The following is a 15,438-nucleotide window of genomic DNA, read 5'->3' on the forward strand; positions in this document are numbered from 1 at the left end:
TTGACGCTCAGTGATTGACGCCCAGGTGACGGGCGCGATATTCGCTGTAGTCCTGGGTCATCTGCGCCTCGTTCAGGCCAAAGCGTTCCAGGCTGTAGTCGTGGCTGGCACGTTTTTCCCGGCTGTTTTGCGCCAGCCAGCCCTGCGCGTCGGTGCGGGCTTTATCGGTGAACGGCAGGTTGGCGAAGGCGTAGACCTTTTCCAGTACCACCAGCGGCTGCTTCACGGTGTCGGCGAAGTGGATGTCGAGAAAGCGCTCGGGCGCATGCTGCTCGCGCACCTGCATGGTGTGGCGGATACCGCGCGCCATGCGGTGGTTCCACTGCTCACCGGCGGCTTTCGGGTCCGGGTTGTCGCTGTACATCTGCCACAGGGTGTGGGCCATGCTGGCCATCGACGGGATGGTCTGGGCCGGTTCACGGTGGGTCAGGATCACCTGCGCCCCGGGGAAGACATCCAGTAGCAGATCCAGGGTGTGCAGGTGTTGTGGCGCCTTGAGCAGCCAGCGTTGAGCCGCCGTCTCACCCCGTTGCTGTTTCTGCCACTGCAGGAACTGCAGCATCTTCTTCAGTTGCGTGTAGACCGGCCGCTGGTCCTGCTGATCCAGCCAGCGGGTGTAGCTGGGTACATTCACGTAGGCGTCCATGGCGCACATGAAGGAATGCTCCATGAGCATGAACTCTTCATCGCAGAGCAGGGCATCGAGCGGGTGGATCGCGAGGATCTGCGGGATCACCTCGGCCATCAGATCGACCTCTGCCTTGGCCTGGGCGATGCGCTTGGCCGGTGCGGCCAGGGTTTCGCCAGCCAGCGGTGCCGGAAAACGGGTTTCCCACCAGGCGGCGCAGTAGAAGCGTGGGTCGACCGCCAGCGTGCGCTGCAACATGGTGGTGCCGGTGCGCGGCAGGCCGACGATGACCAGCGGGTCGTCGATTTCTATCCGGGTTATTTCCGGATAACGGCTCAGGTAGTCTTCCATCACCAGGCGGTTGACCAGTTGCCCGACCAACCGTTCTTCCAGCAGATGCAAGCCGGTTTGCGACAGCCCGGCCTCGCTGGCCAGGGCATCGAGCAGCGCCTGCAGGGACGCCCGGTAGTTATCATCGCCAAAATGGCTCAGGCCGTCGGTGCGAGCGATTGCGCTGGCCAACAGCTTGTCGACGGTCAAATCTTCAATTCGGCTGGGCGCGTTCATACGACCTCCGCGACGGCAGCGACGTTTACCACGCGAGTGGTGGGGTGGCATTGCTCCCGGGCGCCGACCCAACGCAGGCAGAACGTGCCCTGGCGGACGCCGGCGGTTTGCAGCCAGTTGCTCACTCCGGGGTCCCGCTCACTGAGCACCAGCGTCACCCCGCCGTTGTCGTCGTACCGGGCCTGGTGCTTGTTGAAGCAGATGCGGTGGTAGCGGTAGTCCAGCGACTCCATCCAGTAATTGTTGATCTGCAGGTTCCAGAAGTCGCAGTCCGGCACCTTATCGATGTGGATGACCAACGCCTCGTCCTCGGCCAGCGCCCAGTGCGAGTGGTAATAGAAAATATTTGGATCGCCGCCCACCGATTGGCAGAGCGCCTGGTTGGCCGGGGGCAACTGATTGCTGTGCGGCAGGTAGCTTTGGCTCCAGTCGGCGAACAGCCGGGCGGTGTTCTCGACGAAGCTCGATACCCGCGCCAGGCCTTGTTGGAACGTCGCCGGGTCAAGGGCCAGTGGCTTGGCATCGGTGCCGATGCGTTCAATGCTCAACTTGGCCGGCACTTCGCTGCGACGGTCCAGAAACGTCTGGCGGACGATCAAGGCGTTGGTGGCGCCTTCCATTTTCAACCAGTTGCCCGCTTGCGGTTCGCGGCTGAGGATGATTTCGAAGTTGCCCTGGTCATCGAGTTGTAACTGGCTGGCATCGATGAAGCCGGTCTGGATCAGGGTGCCGTCGGTTTCATAACCGCCTTTCTGGGTGCCAAAGCTCAGGTAGGCGACACTGCCGCGCTGGCCTGTGATGCGATAGTCCAGCGAGCCGTCCAGGCGCGAGTACTCGTAGAGATTGTCCGGGTTGTCGGCACCGATCTTCGCGGTCTCGTGGGAGGTCTTGAAGAAACTGGGAAACGCCGGGTCGGCAAACTCGATGTGCATCTCCAGGCCGATGCGCAGCAGGCGTGTGAGGTAGCGGAAGCCTTCGGCGCGGGTGGCCGCATCGGCAGGTGCTTCGGGACGCAGGATCTGCTCGCCGCAGCGCTTGAGGTGATCGCAGAACGTGGCCCAGGTCTGGCCACTCGACAGCTGTTGTTCGTCAATAGAGCTGATTGTCATTGTTGGACTCTCTTGATGGGGTGAGCCCAGCTCGAGCGCCTGTGCAGAGGCGTGAACCGGGCGTCGGGGCTAGCGTTCCTGACCGATGAAACCGCGCTCGGTCAGCACCTCGATGATCCGGTCCACTGCACCCTCCGGCGTCAGCTTGCTGGTCTGGATATGGATGTCCGGCTTGCTCGGCACCTCGTAAGGTGAGTCGATGCCGGTGAAGTTTTTCAGCTCGCCGCGGCGGACTTTCTTGTACAGGCCCTTGGGGTCGCGTTCCTCGGCCACCGCCAGCGGCGTGTCGACGAAGATCTCGATGAACTCGCCATCCTGCAGTAGCCCACGCGCCATCTCGCGCTCGGAGCGGAACGGCGAGATGAAGGCGGTCAACACGATCATCCCGGCATCCACGAATAACTTGGACACCTCGGCCACCCGGCGGATGTTCTCCACCCGGTCGGCATCGGTGAAGCCCAGGTCGCGGTTCAAGCCGTGACGCACGTTGTCGCCATCGAGCAGGTAGGTATGGCGGCCGCGGGCGTACAGGCGGGTTTCCAGCAGGTTGGCGATGGCCGACTTGCCGGCGCCCGACAAACCGGTGAACCACAGCAGCACCGGCTGCTGGCCCATCTGTTCGGCGCGTGCCTTCTTGTTCACATCCACGTGCTGCATGTGGATGTTCTGCGAACGGCGCAGGGAGAACTCGATCAGGCCGGCGCCGACGGTGGCGTTGCTCAGGCGGTCGATGAGAATGAAGCTGCCGGTTTCGCGGTTGTCCTTGTAGGGATCGAAAGCGATCGGCTGGCTGGTGAAGAGGTTGCACACGCCAATCTCGTTCAGCGCCAGTTCCTTGGCTGCCAGGTGCTCCATGGTGTTGACGTTGATCTTGTACTTGGGCACTGCCAGGGTGACCGGCAACGTCTTGCCGCCGATCTTCATCAGGTAGGGGCGGCCGGCGAGCATGGCCTGCTCGTGCATCCAGATCAGGCTGACCTGGAACTGGTCGGCGACGCTGGCCGGATCTTCTGCGGTGGACAGGACATCGCCACGGCTGCAATCGACTTCGTCGGTCAGGGTGAGGGTAATGGACTGGCCGGCCACGGCTTGTTGCAGGTCGCCATCGAGGGTCACGATGCGCGAAATCCGGCTCTCTTGCCCGGCCGGCAACACACGCACACGGTCGCCGGGACGAATCATGCCGCTGGCGATGGTGCCGGTGAAACCACGGAAATCCAGGTTGGGGCGGTTGACCCACTGCACCGGCATGCGGAACGCCAGTTTCTGCTGGTGCGCCTCGTCGATCTCGACGGTTTCCAGGTAGCCCATCAGCGTGGTGCCGCGATACCAGGGCATGTGCTCGCTCTGCTCGGTGATGTTCTCACCGCGCAGCGCGGACATCGGGATCGCGGTGACATCCTGAAGATTGATCTGCTTGGCGAACGCGCGGTAGTCATCGACGATGGCGTTGAAGACTTTTTCCGAGTAGTCCATCAAGTCCATCTTGTTGACGGCCAGCACCACCTTGCGAATGCCGATCAACGAAGCCAGGTAGCTGTGACGCCTGGACTGGGTCAGCACGCCGCGGCGGGCGTCGATCATCACCACGGCCACGTCGGCGGTGGAGGCACCGGTCACCATATTGCGGGTGTACTGCTCGTGGCCCGGGGTGTCGGCCACGATGAACTTGCGCAGTTCCGTGGAGAAAAAACGGTAGGCCACGTCGATGGTGATGCCTTGTTCGCGCTCGGCGGCCAGGCCGTCCACCAACAGCGCGAAGTCCAGTTCGCCACCCTGGGTGCCGTCTTTTTTCGAGTCGGCTTCCAGCGCTTCCATCTGGTCTTCGAAGAGCATTTTCGAATCGTAGAGCAGGCGTCCGATCAGCGTGCTCTTGCCATCGTCCACGCTGCCACAGGTGATGAAGCGCAGCAGGCTCTTGTGCTCGTGGGACTTGAGGTATTGCCCGATATCCTCGGCAATCAGGTCGGATACGTGTGCCATTAGAAATACCCCTCTTGTTTTTTCTTCTCCATCGATGCGGACGCGTCGTGGTCGATCATTCGCCCCTGGCGCTCGGACGTGCGGGTCAGGAGCATTTCCTGAATGATCTTGGGCAGGGTGTCGGCATCGGACTCCACGGCACCGGTGAGCGGGTAGCAACCCAGCGTGCGAAAGCGCACGTTGCGCATCATCGGCACTTCACCCGGGTTCAGCGGCATGCGTGCGTCATCGACCATGATCAGCATCCCGTCACGCTCGACCACCGGGCGCGGCGCGGCGAAATACAGCGGTACGATCGGGATGTTTTCCAGGTAGATGTATTGCCAGATGTCCAGCTCGGTCCAGTTGGACAAAGGGAACACGCGGATCGACTCGCCCTTGTGTTTGCGCGTGTTGTACAGGTGCCAGAGCTCCGGGCGCTGGTTCTTCGGGTCCCAGCGGTGCTGGTCGGAGCGGAAGGAGAAAATCCGCTCCTTGGCCCGGGATTTTTCCTCGTCGCGACGTGCGCCGCCGAAGGCCGCGTCGAAACCGTAGTGATCGAGCGCTTGTTTCAGCCCCTCGGTCTTCATGATGTCGGTGTGGATCTGCGACCCGTGCTTGAACGGGCTGATGCCCATTTCAATGCCTTCGGGGTTGGTGTGGGTCAGCAGGTCGACGTTGAGCTTGGCCACCATCTGATCGCGGAAGCGATACATCTCCTGGAACTTCCAGGTGGTGTCGACATGCAGCAGAGGGAAGGGCGGCTTGGCCGGGTAGAAGGCCTTCATGGCCAGGTGCAGCATGACCGCACTGTCCTTGCCGATGGAGTAGAGCATGACCGGGTTGTCGGATTCGGCGACAACCTCGCGCATTGCCTGGATGCTTTCCGCTTCCAGTCGTTGCAGATGGGTAAGCGTCATGGATTTGCCTCTCGCTTTTTGTTGTTGTCGTTTATCAACGTACAACCGCTGCGATTCGGACTTATGCGCGACTTGATGTTTTAACATCAGGCGCAGCATCTGCAGCATGGGGTTACGGGGCGGGGTGCTGGCAACCGCGGCAGGTGTGTCGTCAGGGTTGACGTGGGCGGCTTGCTGACCGATCTGGGTCGCCAGTTCGCGGGCACCGCTGAGCATTGCGCTGGCTTCGGGCAGATGAAACAGCTGCAGCCTCTCAGCGCGTTCGCCGGCCCAGGTGATGAAGGTCGCGGCGCGTTGCCAGTGCATGCCCGAGAGCAGGGCAAACACTTTGCGGTCTGCCGAGCGATGCAGGCGGTCGAAGAACGCTTGCAGGTGGGGCGCGCGCAAGCCGTCTTCATAAGGCAGCCAGAGCACCTTGCCGCGATTGCTCACCGCGCGCAGCACCCCGTGACTGAGCTTGCCCTGATCGTTGCGGGCACCGTAGTCATCGATCCAGTGGATCTCGCCATTCTGCGTACGAGCCTGTTCGAGGATGTCCCGGTAGGTGCTGCGGTACCAGCGCTGTACCGCCAGCGAAGCATTGGCGACACGCTTGGCCGGGCGCTCGGCATTGAGCTGCCAGCGTTGCAGATAATGGGCGGCGGTGCGTTCGGGCAAGTCGATGTCGTGCAGGCGCTTGACCAGTGCCTGCATCGCTTCCAGGTGCCAGAGCAGGAACGGTAACTGGTGCCGTTCCGGCGGCGTGCTCACCAACAGCTGGTAGATGTTCTGTTCCTGCTCGGCAGACAGGCTGCGGCCTTCACCTTGCTTGCGCCCGCGCTCGCGCACGGGTACCGCCTTCCATCCACCGGCTTGCCACGCCTTGTAGGCAGCGATGATGGTCGGCGAGGAGAGTCCGGTGTCCTGGCTGATCGCTTTGAGCGTGCTACCGGCGATGCGCAATTGCACGGCACGCAGGCGAAGCTTGTTGATCTGTGGAACGGACAGCTGATTGCCGTGGGACACGGGAGCTCCTGTTAAACATCCATTTGCGCAGTGGCGTTGGAGTGGATGTCTGTACTGTTCCCGGATCCGGAAAATCGCGCATAGGCCGAATGGACCATGGGAAGAACAAAAAACAGGAGAATTGCCATGAACGAGTCAATGACTGTTCTGCTTGAAGACGTCATCGGGATTGCCCGCCAGGCGGGCGAACTGGTGTTGGAGGTGTACCGTTCGGATTTCGAGGTGCGCGGCAAGGACGATGCGTCGCCAGTGACCGAGGCTGATGAGCGTGCCGAGGCTTTGATTCTGCAGGCCTTGGCGGCGCTCACGCCGCAGATTCCGGTGATTTCGGAAGAGGCTGCCGCCGCAGGCAAGGTGCCCGAGGTCGGCAGGCGTTTCTGGCTGGTGGACCCGCTGGACGGCACCCGGGAGTTCATCAAGCGCAACGGTGAGTTCACCGTCAATATCGCCCTGATCGACAACGGTGAGCCGGTGCTTGGGGTGGTTCTCGCACCTGCGCTTGCGCGACTGTTCGCCGGTGCCCGTGGTTGTGGAGCCTTCATCGAACAGGCCGGGCAGCGCCAGCCAATCAACTGCCGTGCAGTGACGCAAGAGGGCCTGGACGTGGTCGCCAGCCGCTCCCATGGCGATGCCCAGGCGCTGGATAAATTCCTCGACGGGCGCCAGGTGCGATCACTGAAAAGCGCAGGCTCGTCGCTTAAAGTTTGCCTGGTCGCTTGCGGTGAGGCCGACCTTTATCCACGCCTGGGGCGCACCATGGAATGGGATATCGCCGCGGGGCATGCGGTGCTGGTGGCTGCCGGTGGACAGATCCGCACCCTTGGCGGCGATGCGTTGAGTTATGGCAAGCCCGGCCTGGACAACCCGCATTTCTATGCTCACGGGTTATAGCCGCAATTTGCTTGTGCATGGGCCTGTTTCCGGGGATGGAAGCAGGCCCTTTGTGTTGGCGATTGCGCGATCTACATCGACAGATGCGCGCTCAAGTCCCCCATCATGTCCAGATGCGAATAATCACGAAAGCTGAAGCGCCAGACGCCGTCCATGCGTTCAAACTCATCAAAGTAGCGCCCGCTGGCGATGGGTTGCAGGGGAAGGGTGTCGGTGGCTTGCAGCACGGTGTAGCAGGAGCGCACCTTCGCGGTGCCTGCGACTTCGTCGAGGTCGATGATCGGGTTGCTGATGATGTGTCGGGTGCGGGGTGTGCCGCAGGGGTAGCGCTTGATTCGTTGTTGCCAGACGCCCAGCAAAGCGCTGTGATCGAGGAAGGCGTCCTGGCTTTGCAGCTTGATCCGGGCATGACGAAACAGCTCGGCCGCCTCGACCAGTTGGCCGCTGTCCAGGTATTCAGCGTAACGGTAGAGCAGGTTGCTGATCTGTATGGCGCTGGTGCTCATGGTGATCCTCTTTTTTGTAGGAGCCGGCTTGCCAGCGAAGGCGGCCTGGCAGCCAACCAATCTCTCGCGGCTATACCCAATCCATTGTGGGAGCTGGCCTGCCGGCGATGGCGGCCTGACAGCCAACCCATCTCCCACGGCCTCACTCGATCCACTGTAGGAGCTGGCTTGCCAGCGATGGTCGTCAACGATGACGCGGGGAACCTGACACCCCACGGTGCTCTCAGGTTTTTCGCGAGCAAGCTCGCTCCTACAGAAACCCACTGTGCTGAACAGGAACGAAGACCGTGTAGGAGCAAGCTTGCTCGCGATGGAGGTCAACGATGACGCGGGGAGCCTGGCACCCCGCGGTGCTCTCAGGTTTTTCGCGAGCAGGCTCGCTCCTACAGAAATGGCGTCATCCAAGTTTCCCGCCAATACGTGAGGAACCATTAAAAAGCCGCTGCAACCGGGCAAGGGTTGCAGCGGCGTGGTGATGCGCGAAGGCGGTCAGGCAGTCACGGGCCGGATCACCGCGAGGGACGCAGCGGGGCTCTTCATCTGTTGACGATAACGCGGCAACGCCAGGGCCAGGAATACGCTGGCCAGCGCCAGCATCGACACCGATGAGGCCAGGGCGTAGCGCAACGATTCACTGCCCAGGGTGGGCACGAAGAAATCGCTGAGCATGCCAACGAAAAGCGGCCCGATACCCACGCCCAGGAGGGTCATGGACATGACGAAAATCGCCGTGGCCTGGGCCAGGCGTGTCGCCGGGAAAAGATGGGTAATGGCGCTCAGGCAGGGTGTTGCCCACCACACGCCAAAGAAGGCGAACGCGCTGTAGAACAGGAACGCCTGCGGCACGGCGATGCTGCCGATATGGAACGCCGTGCCTTGCGGCCAGAGGAAGTACGCCAGGGCGAACGGGATGCTGATCAACGTGCCCAGCAGCGGCACGCCGATTTGCCAGCCGACATCGCGCCGTGCCATGCGGTCGGTGAGCATGCCGCAGACCAGCGTACCGATGGCCGCTCCACCGCCGCCTACCACGCCGACCAGGAATCCGGCCTGTTGCATGTTCAGACCGTGGGAACGGATCAGGAAGCTCGGGCTCCAGGTACCGATGGCGTAGCCGGCAATCGCCGCCGCGCCGCCGGTGAGCACCAGCCACAGGAACGAGGGCATGCGAAACAGCTCAGTGAGGGTCTTGAGCCAGCCGTCATGTGGCAATGTGGCGCTGCTCAGCGGTACGACTCGCTTGGGCGTACGCACAGTCAACAGCAGTAGCAGGCCGAGGAAAATGCCGGGAGCGCCGATCAACAGGAAGGCGTAGCGCCAGCCATGGTGTTGGGCGATCCAGCCGCCCAGCCCCAGGCCGACAACCGCCCCCAGGCTGGAACCGAGCATCAGGAATGCCAGGGCTGTGGAGCGGCGATTGGCCGGATACAAATCCGAGACCATCGCCACCGATGGCGCCGTGCCGCCGGCCTCACCCACAGCCACGCCGATCCGCGCCAGCACCAGGGTCAGAAAGTTGCCGGCCATGCCGCAAAGCATGGTCATCAGGCTCCAGGCGATGCAACTGAAGGCGATCACCGGCTTGCGCCCGATGCGGTCCGACAGGCGTCCCAGCGGGAAGCCGAACACGGTGTAGAACACCGCGAAAGTCACCCCCGACAGCAAGCCGATGCCGGTATCGGAAATGCCGAACTCGAGTTTGACCGGCTCGATCAGGATCGCCATCAACTGACGGTCGATGTAGTTGAACACATAGATGCTGGCGAGCACGAACAGCGCGTAGTGCGTTCGCCATGTGACGGGGGTGGACTGGTTCACTGCGGGTGCTCCCGGTTTTGTTCTAGTTGGCGCGATGCTCTACGTGCACCGGGTTTTTTTCATCGTCCATTCAGACCATTTTCGGCTTTGCAGGCAAGCCGCCGCGCACGTTGGCAAACCTAGTCTTGTCGGACGATGTTTCGCTCGCGCCCAACGTCAATCATTCAGCCCGTATCCGCTGCCTTGCCAGCGTTTGCCCACGTTGTGGCAAGCCCTGGGACAGCCTGAAAACAATAAGAAGCTGAGGAATTGAAATGAGCGTCTTGTTCGAGCCGATCGCCCTGGGCGAACTGCAATTGGCCAACCGCATCGTCATGGCCCCCATGACCCGCAGCCGTGCCCTTGCCGATGCGATACCCGGCGGCGATATGGTCGAATACTACCGCCAGCGGGCCGGTGCCGGCTTGATCGTGGCTGAAGGCACTGCGCCGTCCGCCAGCGGCCTGGGCTATTGTCGCACCCCGGCCATCTACAGCGACGAGCAGATCGTCGGCTGGCGACGGGTCACCGAGGCGGTGCATGCCGAGGGTGGGCGCATCGTTTTGCAGCTGATGCACGTCGGCCGCGCCGCCAGCCGCCACAACAAGCCGGCCGGGGCGGCCACGGTAGCACCTTCGGCATTGCGTGCACGCACCCAGGTGTTCAGCGACGCTGCCGGGCTGGTGGACACTGACGAGCCACAGGCGCTGACCCTGCAAGGCATCGGTGAGGTCATCGAAGATTACCGCCAGGCTGCATTGAATGCGCGCCTGGCCGGCTTCGACGGCGTTGAACTGCACTGCACCAGCGGTTACCTGCCGATGCAGTTCATGTCCTCCGGCAGCAACCAGCGCAGCGATGTCTACGGCGGCGATGTGACGGGGCGGGTGCGTTTCGCCAAGGACGTGATCGAGGCCATGGCCAGCGCCATCGGCGCCGGCCGTGTCGGTTTTCGCCTGTGCCCCGGCAACCCCTACAACGACATCGACGACCGCGATCCGGCCGAGACGGCGGCCGCCCTGTGCGAAGCCGTGGCACCGTTGGGCCTGGCGTACCTGCACATCATGCGCTCGCCCCTGGCCGAGCTCGATGCCTTCGCCCTGGCGCGCCAGCACAGTCCCCATGCCTTGATCCTCAACGATGGTTTCGACGGCCCTTCGGCCAGTGCCGCTCTCGCGTCGGGCGAGGGGGCTGCCGTGTCGTTTGGTCGTCACTTTATTGCCAACCCCGATCTGGTGGAGCGCTTGCGGCGTGGCCTGCCGCTGTCGGGTTTCAACCGCAAGACCCTGTACACGCCGGGCCCGGCGGGCTACTCGGATTACAGCACCTATCAAGCCAATGCCCAGGAGGTGGCGCAATGAACCTGAATGACTTGAGCCACGGCCTGCCGACACGCGCGGTCCCACGGGAACAGACCCAGGCACTGCTCGACCAGCGCTCGGCCGCCGCCGGGCTGATCAAGCCGGGTGATCACTACACCGTGGCCGACCGCCTGGAACAACGGGCGAGCGAGCAGGGTGAGCGCACGTTTCTGATCTACGGCGAGCAGACCCTGAGCTACGCCGAGGTCGATGCCCGGGCCAACCAGATGGCCCACACCTTTTATGCCAATGGCCTGCGCGCCGGCGATGTCTGCGCCCTGGCCATGGAAAACCGCCCGGCGTTCTTCTGCACCTGGTTCGGCCTGGTCAAGCTCGGGGTGGTGGTGGCCTTCATCAATACCCAGGTCAACGGCCGTGCGCTGTTGCATGCGTTGCAAACCACCGACGCCAGGGCGTTGGTGATCGGCGAGGAATGCCTGGCGAATGTGCAGGCCACCGAAGGTTTTCCGGACCTGCCGTGCTGGCTGATTCGCGACGCGGAAAATCCCTGGAGCGGCCCGCTGCCCAAGGGCATCGACGGGCATTTCGCTGCACGCCTGGAGAAAGCCCCGCGCACGCCGTTTCCCCGGGATATCCGCGCGCGCATCGAAGCCCAGGCCGCGATGCTGCTGATCTTTACCTCGGGCACTACCGGCTTGCCCAAGGCTGCGCGCTACAGCCACATGCGCTGGATGTCCTCGGGCGATGTGATGGAAGTCACCCTGCAAGCCACCTGCAAGGACGTGTTCTATTGCTGCCTGCCGCTGTACCACGGCGCCGCGGCCACCTCGGTGACCTCTACCGCGCTGCGCGCAGGTGCCGCCATCGTGGTGCGCCGCAAGTTCAGCGTGCGCGAGTTCTGGAAGGATGTGGCGCGACACCAGATCAGCATCTTCCAGTACATCGGCGAGATCTGCCGCTATCTGCTCAATCAGCCGGTTCAGGCGGGCGAGCGCGAACACAGCCTGCGCTGCATGCTCGGCGCCGGGCTGTCGCCGGACTCCTGGCAGCGCTGGCTGGAACGCTTCGGCCCGATCCAGGTGTACGAGGGTTGGGGTGCCACCGAAGCCAATTCGGCACTGATCAACGTCGACAACTATTTTGGTTCCTGCGGACGGGTGCCGGACTGGAACAAGACCAACCTGCGGCTGGTGCGTTACGACATTGAAAACGACTGCCATCCACGGGATGAAAACGGCTTCTATCAAGTCTGCAAAGTGGGTGAGGTTGGCGAGGCCATGGGCTTTATCGTCGATCACCCAGAGATCGGCGGCGGGCGTTTCGAGGGTTACACCTCGGCCGAGGCGACCGAGAGCAAGATCCGCCGCAATGTGTTTCGCGAAGGCGATGCCTACTGGAGTTCCGGCGACCTGGTGCGTGAGGACGCCGACGGTTACTGCTACTTCGTCGACCGCATCGGCGATACCTATCGCTGGAAAAGCGAAAACGTTTCGACCCTGGAAGTGGCCGACGCCCTGGGCGATCTGGCGGGCCTGGAGCTGATCAACATCTATGGCGTCCAGGTGCCGGGCCATGAAGGACGCGCCGGCATGGCCGCCGTGCTGATGCAGGCAGGCCAGGTTTTCGATCCCGCCGCCCTGTACGCCCTCAGTGAAGCGCGCCTGCCGCGTTATGCGGCACCGGTGTTCGTACGGGTCACCCAGGCGGCAGACCTGACGGCCAGCTACAAGCTGCGCAAGGTCGATCTGCAGCGCCAGGGTTACTGCCCGACTCGATGCAGCGATCCGCTGTTCATCCGCGACGAACAGGCCCGCAGCTATGTGCCCTATTCGCCAGAAGCCCTGGCTCGTGCCGGCCTGACCCCCTTCGCGGTGGCCGACCATGGCTGATCTCGACGCCAACGGTCACGAACTGCGCAGCGGCCTGCGGTACCCCTGGCCGCAGGCGCCGGACTCCGGGCAGGTGCGTGAAGTGGCGCCGGGCGTGTGGTGGCTGCGCATGCCGCTGCCGTTTCGCCTGGACCACATCAACCTCTATCTGCTGCGCCATACCGATGGCTGGGTGGTGGTCGACACCGGCATGAACACCGCGCAAACCCGGGAGGTCTGGGACCGGGTGCTCAGTGAAGTGTGCGGCGGGCTGCCCGTGCTGGCGGTGGTCTGCACCCACTTTCACTCCGACCATGCCGGGGTCGCCGCCTGGCTCAGCGAACGTTTTCATTGCCCGGTGTACATGACCGCCAGCGAGTTCCACTCACTGCATCTCAAGTTTCCCGCCGAACAGCCACCGGGCTGGGATTTCCTCGATTTCTACCGCAAGGCCGGCGTGACCGACGAGCACAGCAGCGAGATGTTCGCGGTGATGAGCAATGCGCATTTCCTGCCGGCGCCACTCAACCATTACCGCCGTTTGTGCGAGGGCAGCGTCCTGGCTATCGGGGGCCGCACCTGGCAGGTGGTCATCGGTCGCGGCCACTCGCCGGAACATGCCTGCCTGTACGCCGCCGATGACGGCTTGCTGATCTCCGGCGACCAGGTGCTGCCGCGCATTACCTCCACCGTCGGCGTGCATGCCACGGAGCCGTTGGCCAACCCGCTGCGTGACTGGCTCGATTCCATCGAGCACCTGCGCAGTTTGCCCGACAGCGTGCTGGTGCTGCCGGCGCACGAGCGGCCGTTTTTCAATTTGCATGAGCGCCTGGATCAACTGCATGCCCACCACCAAGGGCATCTGGCGCAGGTGCTGGCCAACTGTGACGAGCCGCGCACCGTGCTCGAACTGATGGCCGTGTTGTTTCCCAAGCTGTCGGGTCGTTTCGACGAACTGATGGCGCTGGGCGAAACGTTGGCCCATGCCAACTACCTGGTGGCCGAAGGGTCGCTGGAACGGGAAGAGGACCGGGGGCGATATCGCTTTCGGCGTGCTGTAAGGGGAGCGTGCGCTGTTACCCCGCTCAAGGTTTTTTGAGCGGGCAGCACGGCAGCAGTGTTGAACATTCCAGGCAGCCAGCCGGTTGTCATTGAGGAGAGTCAGTGTGATCAACAAGAACAACAATAACTCCACGGTCATCGGTTCGCGTGCGTTTGAGCTCACCAGCCTGGCGGCGGCCATTGCGCTGGTGTCAACACCGGTGTGGGCGGGCGATACGATCGAGTTCGACAATGGCGCGACCATCGACTGGTCGGTGACCACCAGCTACGGCATCGGTGTGCGCACTGGCAGTCAGAGCGATCGCTTGCTGACGGTCAACGCCGACGATGCCAACCGCAACTTCGACAGTGGCAGCCTGACCACCAACCGCGTGGGTGCGCTGGCGGAAATGATCCTGCGCAAGGACAACTACGGCGCCGTGGTGCGCGGCAGTACCTTCTACGACGACGTCTACCACCGCAAGAACGATAACGACTCGCCTGCCACTGTGAACAAGAACGGCGACAACGACGAGTTCACCAGTGACACCCGCTACTACAGTGGCGGCCGCAGCAAACTGCTGGACGTCTATGTGTTCAGCGGCTGGCGCTTTGACAACGACACCATGCTCGACGTCAAGGCCGGGCGGCACATCGAATCCTGGGGCGAGAGTCTGTTCTACCCGGGTGTGAACGGCGTACAAAACCCTTCCGACGCGGTAAAAGCGTCGCAGCCGGGTGTCGAGGTCAAGGAAGTCCTGTTGCCGGTGGGCCAGTTCTCCGGCTCGTTCCGACTGAACCCCCAACTGACCTTCGGTGCCTACGTGCAATACGAATGGAAGGGCACGGAACTGCCGCCGGTGGGCAGCTACCTGTCGGGAAGCGACGTGGTTGGGCCAGGTCGCGAGTTTATCTACGCCAACGGCCAGAAGATCGCCTACCGTGGCACCGACAAGCCGAGTGATGGTGGTCAGTGGGGCGTGCAGATGCGCTACCGCCCGGTACCGGCCCTCGAGCTGTCGCTGTTTCACGTCAACTACCACGACAAGAACCCGGCCACCGCCCTGGTCGGCTACGACCCGCTGCCAGTGGGCGGTGGCCGCAACGCCTTCGTCAGCAATGGTTACGAGATCAAGTATTTCGAAGACATCAAGCTGACCGGTATCAGCGCCTCGACCAAGATTGGCGACACCCAGGTCGGCGCCGAATGGTCGTACCGCGACGGGGCGCCGGTGATGGTCAATACCGGCCTCGGCGCGGTGCCGGCCAAGGGCAAGGGCCAGCAGATGCAGTTGTCGGCGATCCGAATCCTCGGCGATCGCCCGTGGGCCAGCCAGACCAGCCTGACTGCCGAAATCATCCGCGTGCAGGTCGACAGCGTCGAGTCCACTTCGGCGGCGCCCAACCTGCAAGGCGTCAACCTGTTACCTTCCCTGGCACCCCTGGTGGCTCCTTCCGATGACTATACCTACAGCACAGCCGCGGGTTACCGCACCAAGTCTTCAAGTGCCTACACCGTGGGCGCATCGTTCAGTTATCCGGGAGTTTTCCAAGGCTGGGATCTGGAAGTCCCCCTCAGCTTCTCCAACGTCTTCAGCGGCTCCACGCCAATGGCCGGAAGCATCTCCGGCGTCGCCGGCGACCGACGCCTGAGCGCGGGCACGACCTTCAAGTACCTGGGCAACCTGGAACTCGGCTTGAGATACATCGCCTACCTGGGTGAAGCCGATGCGATCGACCGTCCGTTCGCCGACCGCGACTACGCCACGTTCTCGATGAAATACACCTTCTGACCGACCACTCAAGCTCCGCGGCGCTCGAT

At 62.9% G+C, this 15,438-nt stretch carries 11 protein-coding genes; 5 read left to right on the forward strand and 6 right to left on the reverse strand.

Annotated elements, in window-relative coordinates; genetic code table 11:
- Positions 1-7: 7 nt before the first annotated feature.
- From NPS56_RS11150 to cysD, 4 genes are all read right to left on the reverse strand, one after another.
- Entirely contained in the window at positions 8-1,195 is a 1,188-nt protein-coding gene (locus NPS56_RS11150; protein ID WP_274074658.1) for a sulfotransferase family protein, read from the reverse strand.
- On the reverse strand, positions 1,192-2,304 hold the full coding sequence (locus tag NPS56_RS11155) for a DUF1214 domain-containing protein (RefSeq protein ID WP_274074659.1): 1,113 nt from the start codon (positions 2,302-2,304) through the stop codon (positions 1,192-1,194). The genes NPS56_RS11150 and NPS56_RS11155 overlap by 4 nt, the downstream gene beginning before the upstream one ends.
- Before the next feature lie 69 nt (positions 2,305-2,373).
- On the reverse strand, positions 2,374-4,287 hold the full coding sequence (cysN, locus tag NPS56_RS11160; protein WP_274074660.1) for a sulfate adenylyltransferase subunit CysN: 1,914 nt from the start codon (positions 4,285-4,287) through the stop codon (positions 2,374-2,376).
- Positions 4,287-5,879 carry a sulfate adenylyltransferase subunit CysD gene (cysD, locus tag NPS56_RS31185; protein ID WP_323627881.1) on the reverse strand — a complete coding sequence of 531 codons (1,593 nt, stop codon included), beginning with the start codon at positions 5,877-5,879 and terminating at the stop codon, positions 4,287-4,289. Before cysD ends, cysN begins: the two co-directional genes overlap by 1 nt.
- Before the next feature lie 438 nt (positions 5,880-6,317).
- On the opposite strand from cysD, the gene cysQ reads away from it, so the two are divergent.
- The gene (gene cysQ / locus NPS56_RS11170) at positions 6,318-7,082 is read left to right on the forward strand and encodes a 3'(2'),5'-bisphosphate nucleotidase CysQ (protein ID WP_274074661.1); all 765 of its coding nucleotides are present in this window, start codon (positions 6,318-6,320) and stop codon (positions 7,080-7,082) included.
- Between the two features lie 71 nt (positions 7,083-7,153).
- On the opposite strand, the gene NPS56_RS11175 is transcribed toward cysQ, so the two are convergent.
- Entirely contained in the window at positions 7,154-7,588 is a 435-nt protein-coding gene (locus tag NPS56_RS11175) for a nuclear transport factor 2 family protein (protein WP_274074662.1), read from the reverse strand.
- Between the two features lie 489 nt (positions 7,589-8,077).
- Positions 8,078-9,406, reverse strand: a complete 1,329-nt coding sequence (locus NPS56_RS11185; protein WP_274074663.1) for a spinster family MFS transporter — start codon at positions 9,404-9,406, stop codon at positions 8,078-8,080.
- A 254-nt stretch (positions 9,407-9,660) separates the two neighbouring features.
- Between NPS56_RS11185 and NPS56_RS11190 the strand changes: the two genes are divergently transcribed.
- The 4 genes from NPS56_RS11190 (at position 9,661) to NPS56_RS11205 (ending at position 15,409) form a co-directional block, all read left to right on the forward strand.
- Positions 9,661-10,746, forward strand: a complete 1,086-nt coding sequence (locus tag NPS56_RS11190; RefSeq protein WP_274074664.1) for an alkene reductase — start codon at positions 9,661-9,663, stop codon at positions 10,744-10,746.
- The gene (locus NPS56_RS11195) at positions 10,743-12,596 is read left to right on the forward strand and encodes a long-chain-acyl-CoA synthetase (RefSeq protein WP_274074665.1); all 1,854 of its coding nucleotides are present in this window, start codon (positions 10,743-10,745) and stop codon (positions 12,594-12,596) included. The genes NPS56_RS11190 and NPS56_RS11195 overlap by 4 nt, the downstream gene beginning before the upstream one ends.
- Positions 12,589-13,674, forward strand: coding sequence for an MBL fold metallo-hydrolase (locus NPS56_RS11200; protein ID WP_274074666.1), 1,086 nt, complete (start codon positions 12,589-12,591; stop codon positions 13,672-13,674). Before NPS56_RS11195 ends, NPS56_RS11200 begins: the two co-directional genes overlap by 8 nt.
- Before the next feature lie 67 nt (positions 13,675-13,741).
- Entirely contained in the window at positions 13,742-15,409 is a 1,668-nt protein-coding gene (locus tag NPS56_RS11205; RefSeq protein WP_274074667.1) for a DUF1302 domain-containing protein, read from the forward strand.
- Positions 15,410-15,438 lie beyond the last annotated feature (29 nt).

It is taken from the genome of Pseudomonas putida (genome assembly GCF_028682635.1).
In the GTDB taxonomy this organism is placed as follows: Bacteria; Pseudomonadota; Gammaproteobacteria; order Pseudomonadales; family Pseudomonadaceae; genus Aquipseudomonas; species Aquipseudomonas putida_AE.

Excerpts from the sequence above, each read along its gene's own strand:
- NPS56_RS11150 (WP_274074658.1), bottom strand. The coding sequence starts at position 1,195 with ATGAACGCGCCCAGCCGAATTGAAGATTTGACCGTCGACAAGCTGTTG.
- NPS56_RS11155 (WP_274074659.1), bottom strand. The coding sequence starts at position 2,304 with ATGACAATCAGCTCTATTGACGAACAACAGCTGTCGAGTGGCCAGACC.
- cysN (WP_274074660.1), bottom strand. The coding sequence starts at position 4,287 with ATGGCACACGTATCCGACCTGATTGCCGAGGATATCGGGCAATACCTC.
- cysD (WP_323627881.1), bottom strand. The coding sequence starts at position 5,879 with ATGCAGGCACTGGTCAAGCGCCTGCACGACATCGACTTGCCCGAACGC.
- cysQ (WP_274074661.1), top strand. The coding sequence starts at position 6,318 with ATGAACGAGTCAATGACTGTTCTGCTTGAAGACGTCATCGGGATTGCC.
- NPS56_RS11175 (WP_274074662.1), bottom strand. The coding sequence starts at position 7,588 with ATGAGCACCAGCGCCATACAGATCAGCAACCTGCTCTACCGTTACGCT.
- NPS56_RS11190 (WP_274074664.1), top strand. The coding sequence starts at position 9,661 with ATGAGCGTCTTGTTCGAGCCGATCGCCCTGGGCGAACTGCAATTGGCC.
- NPS56_RS11195 (WP_274074665.1), top strand. The coding sequence starts at position 10,743 with ATGAACCTGAATGACTTGAGCCACGGCCTGCCGACACGCGCGGTCCCA.
- NPS56_RS11200 (WP_274074666.1), top strand. The coding sequence starts at position 12,589 with ATGGCTGATCTCGACGCCAACGGTCACGAACTGCGCAGCGGCCTGCGG.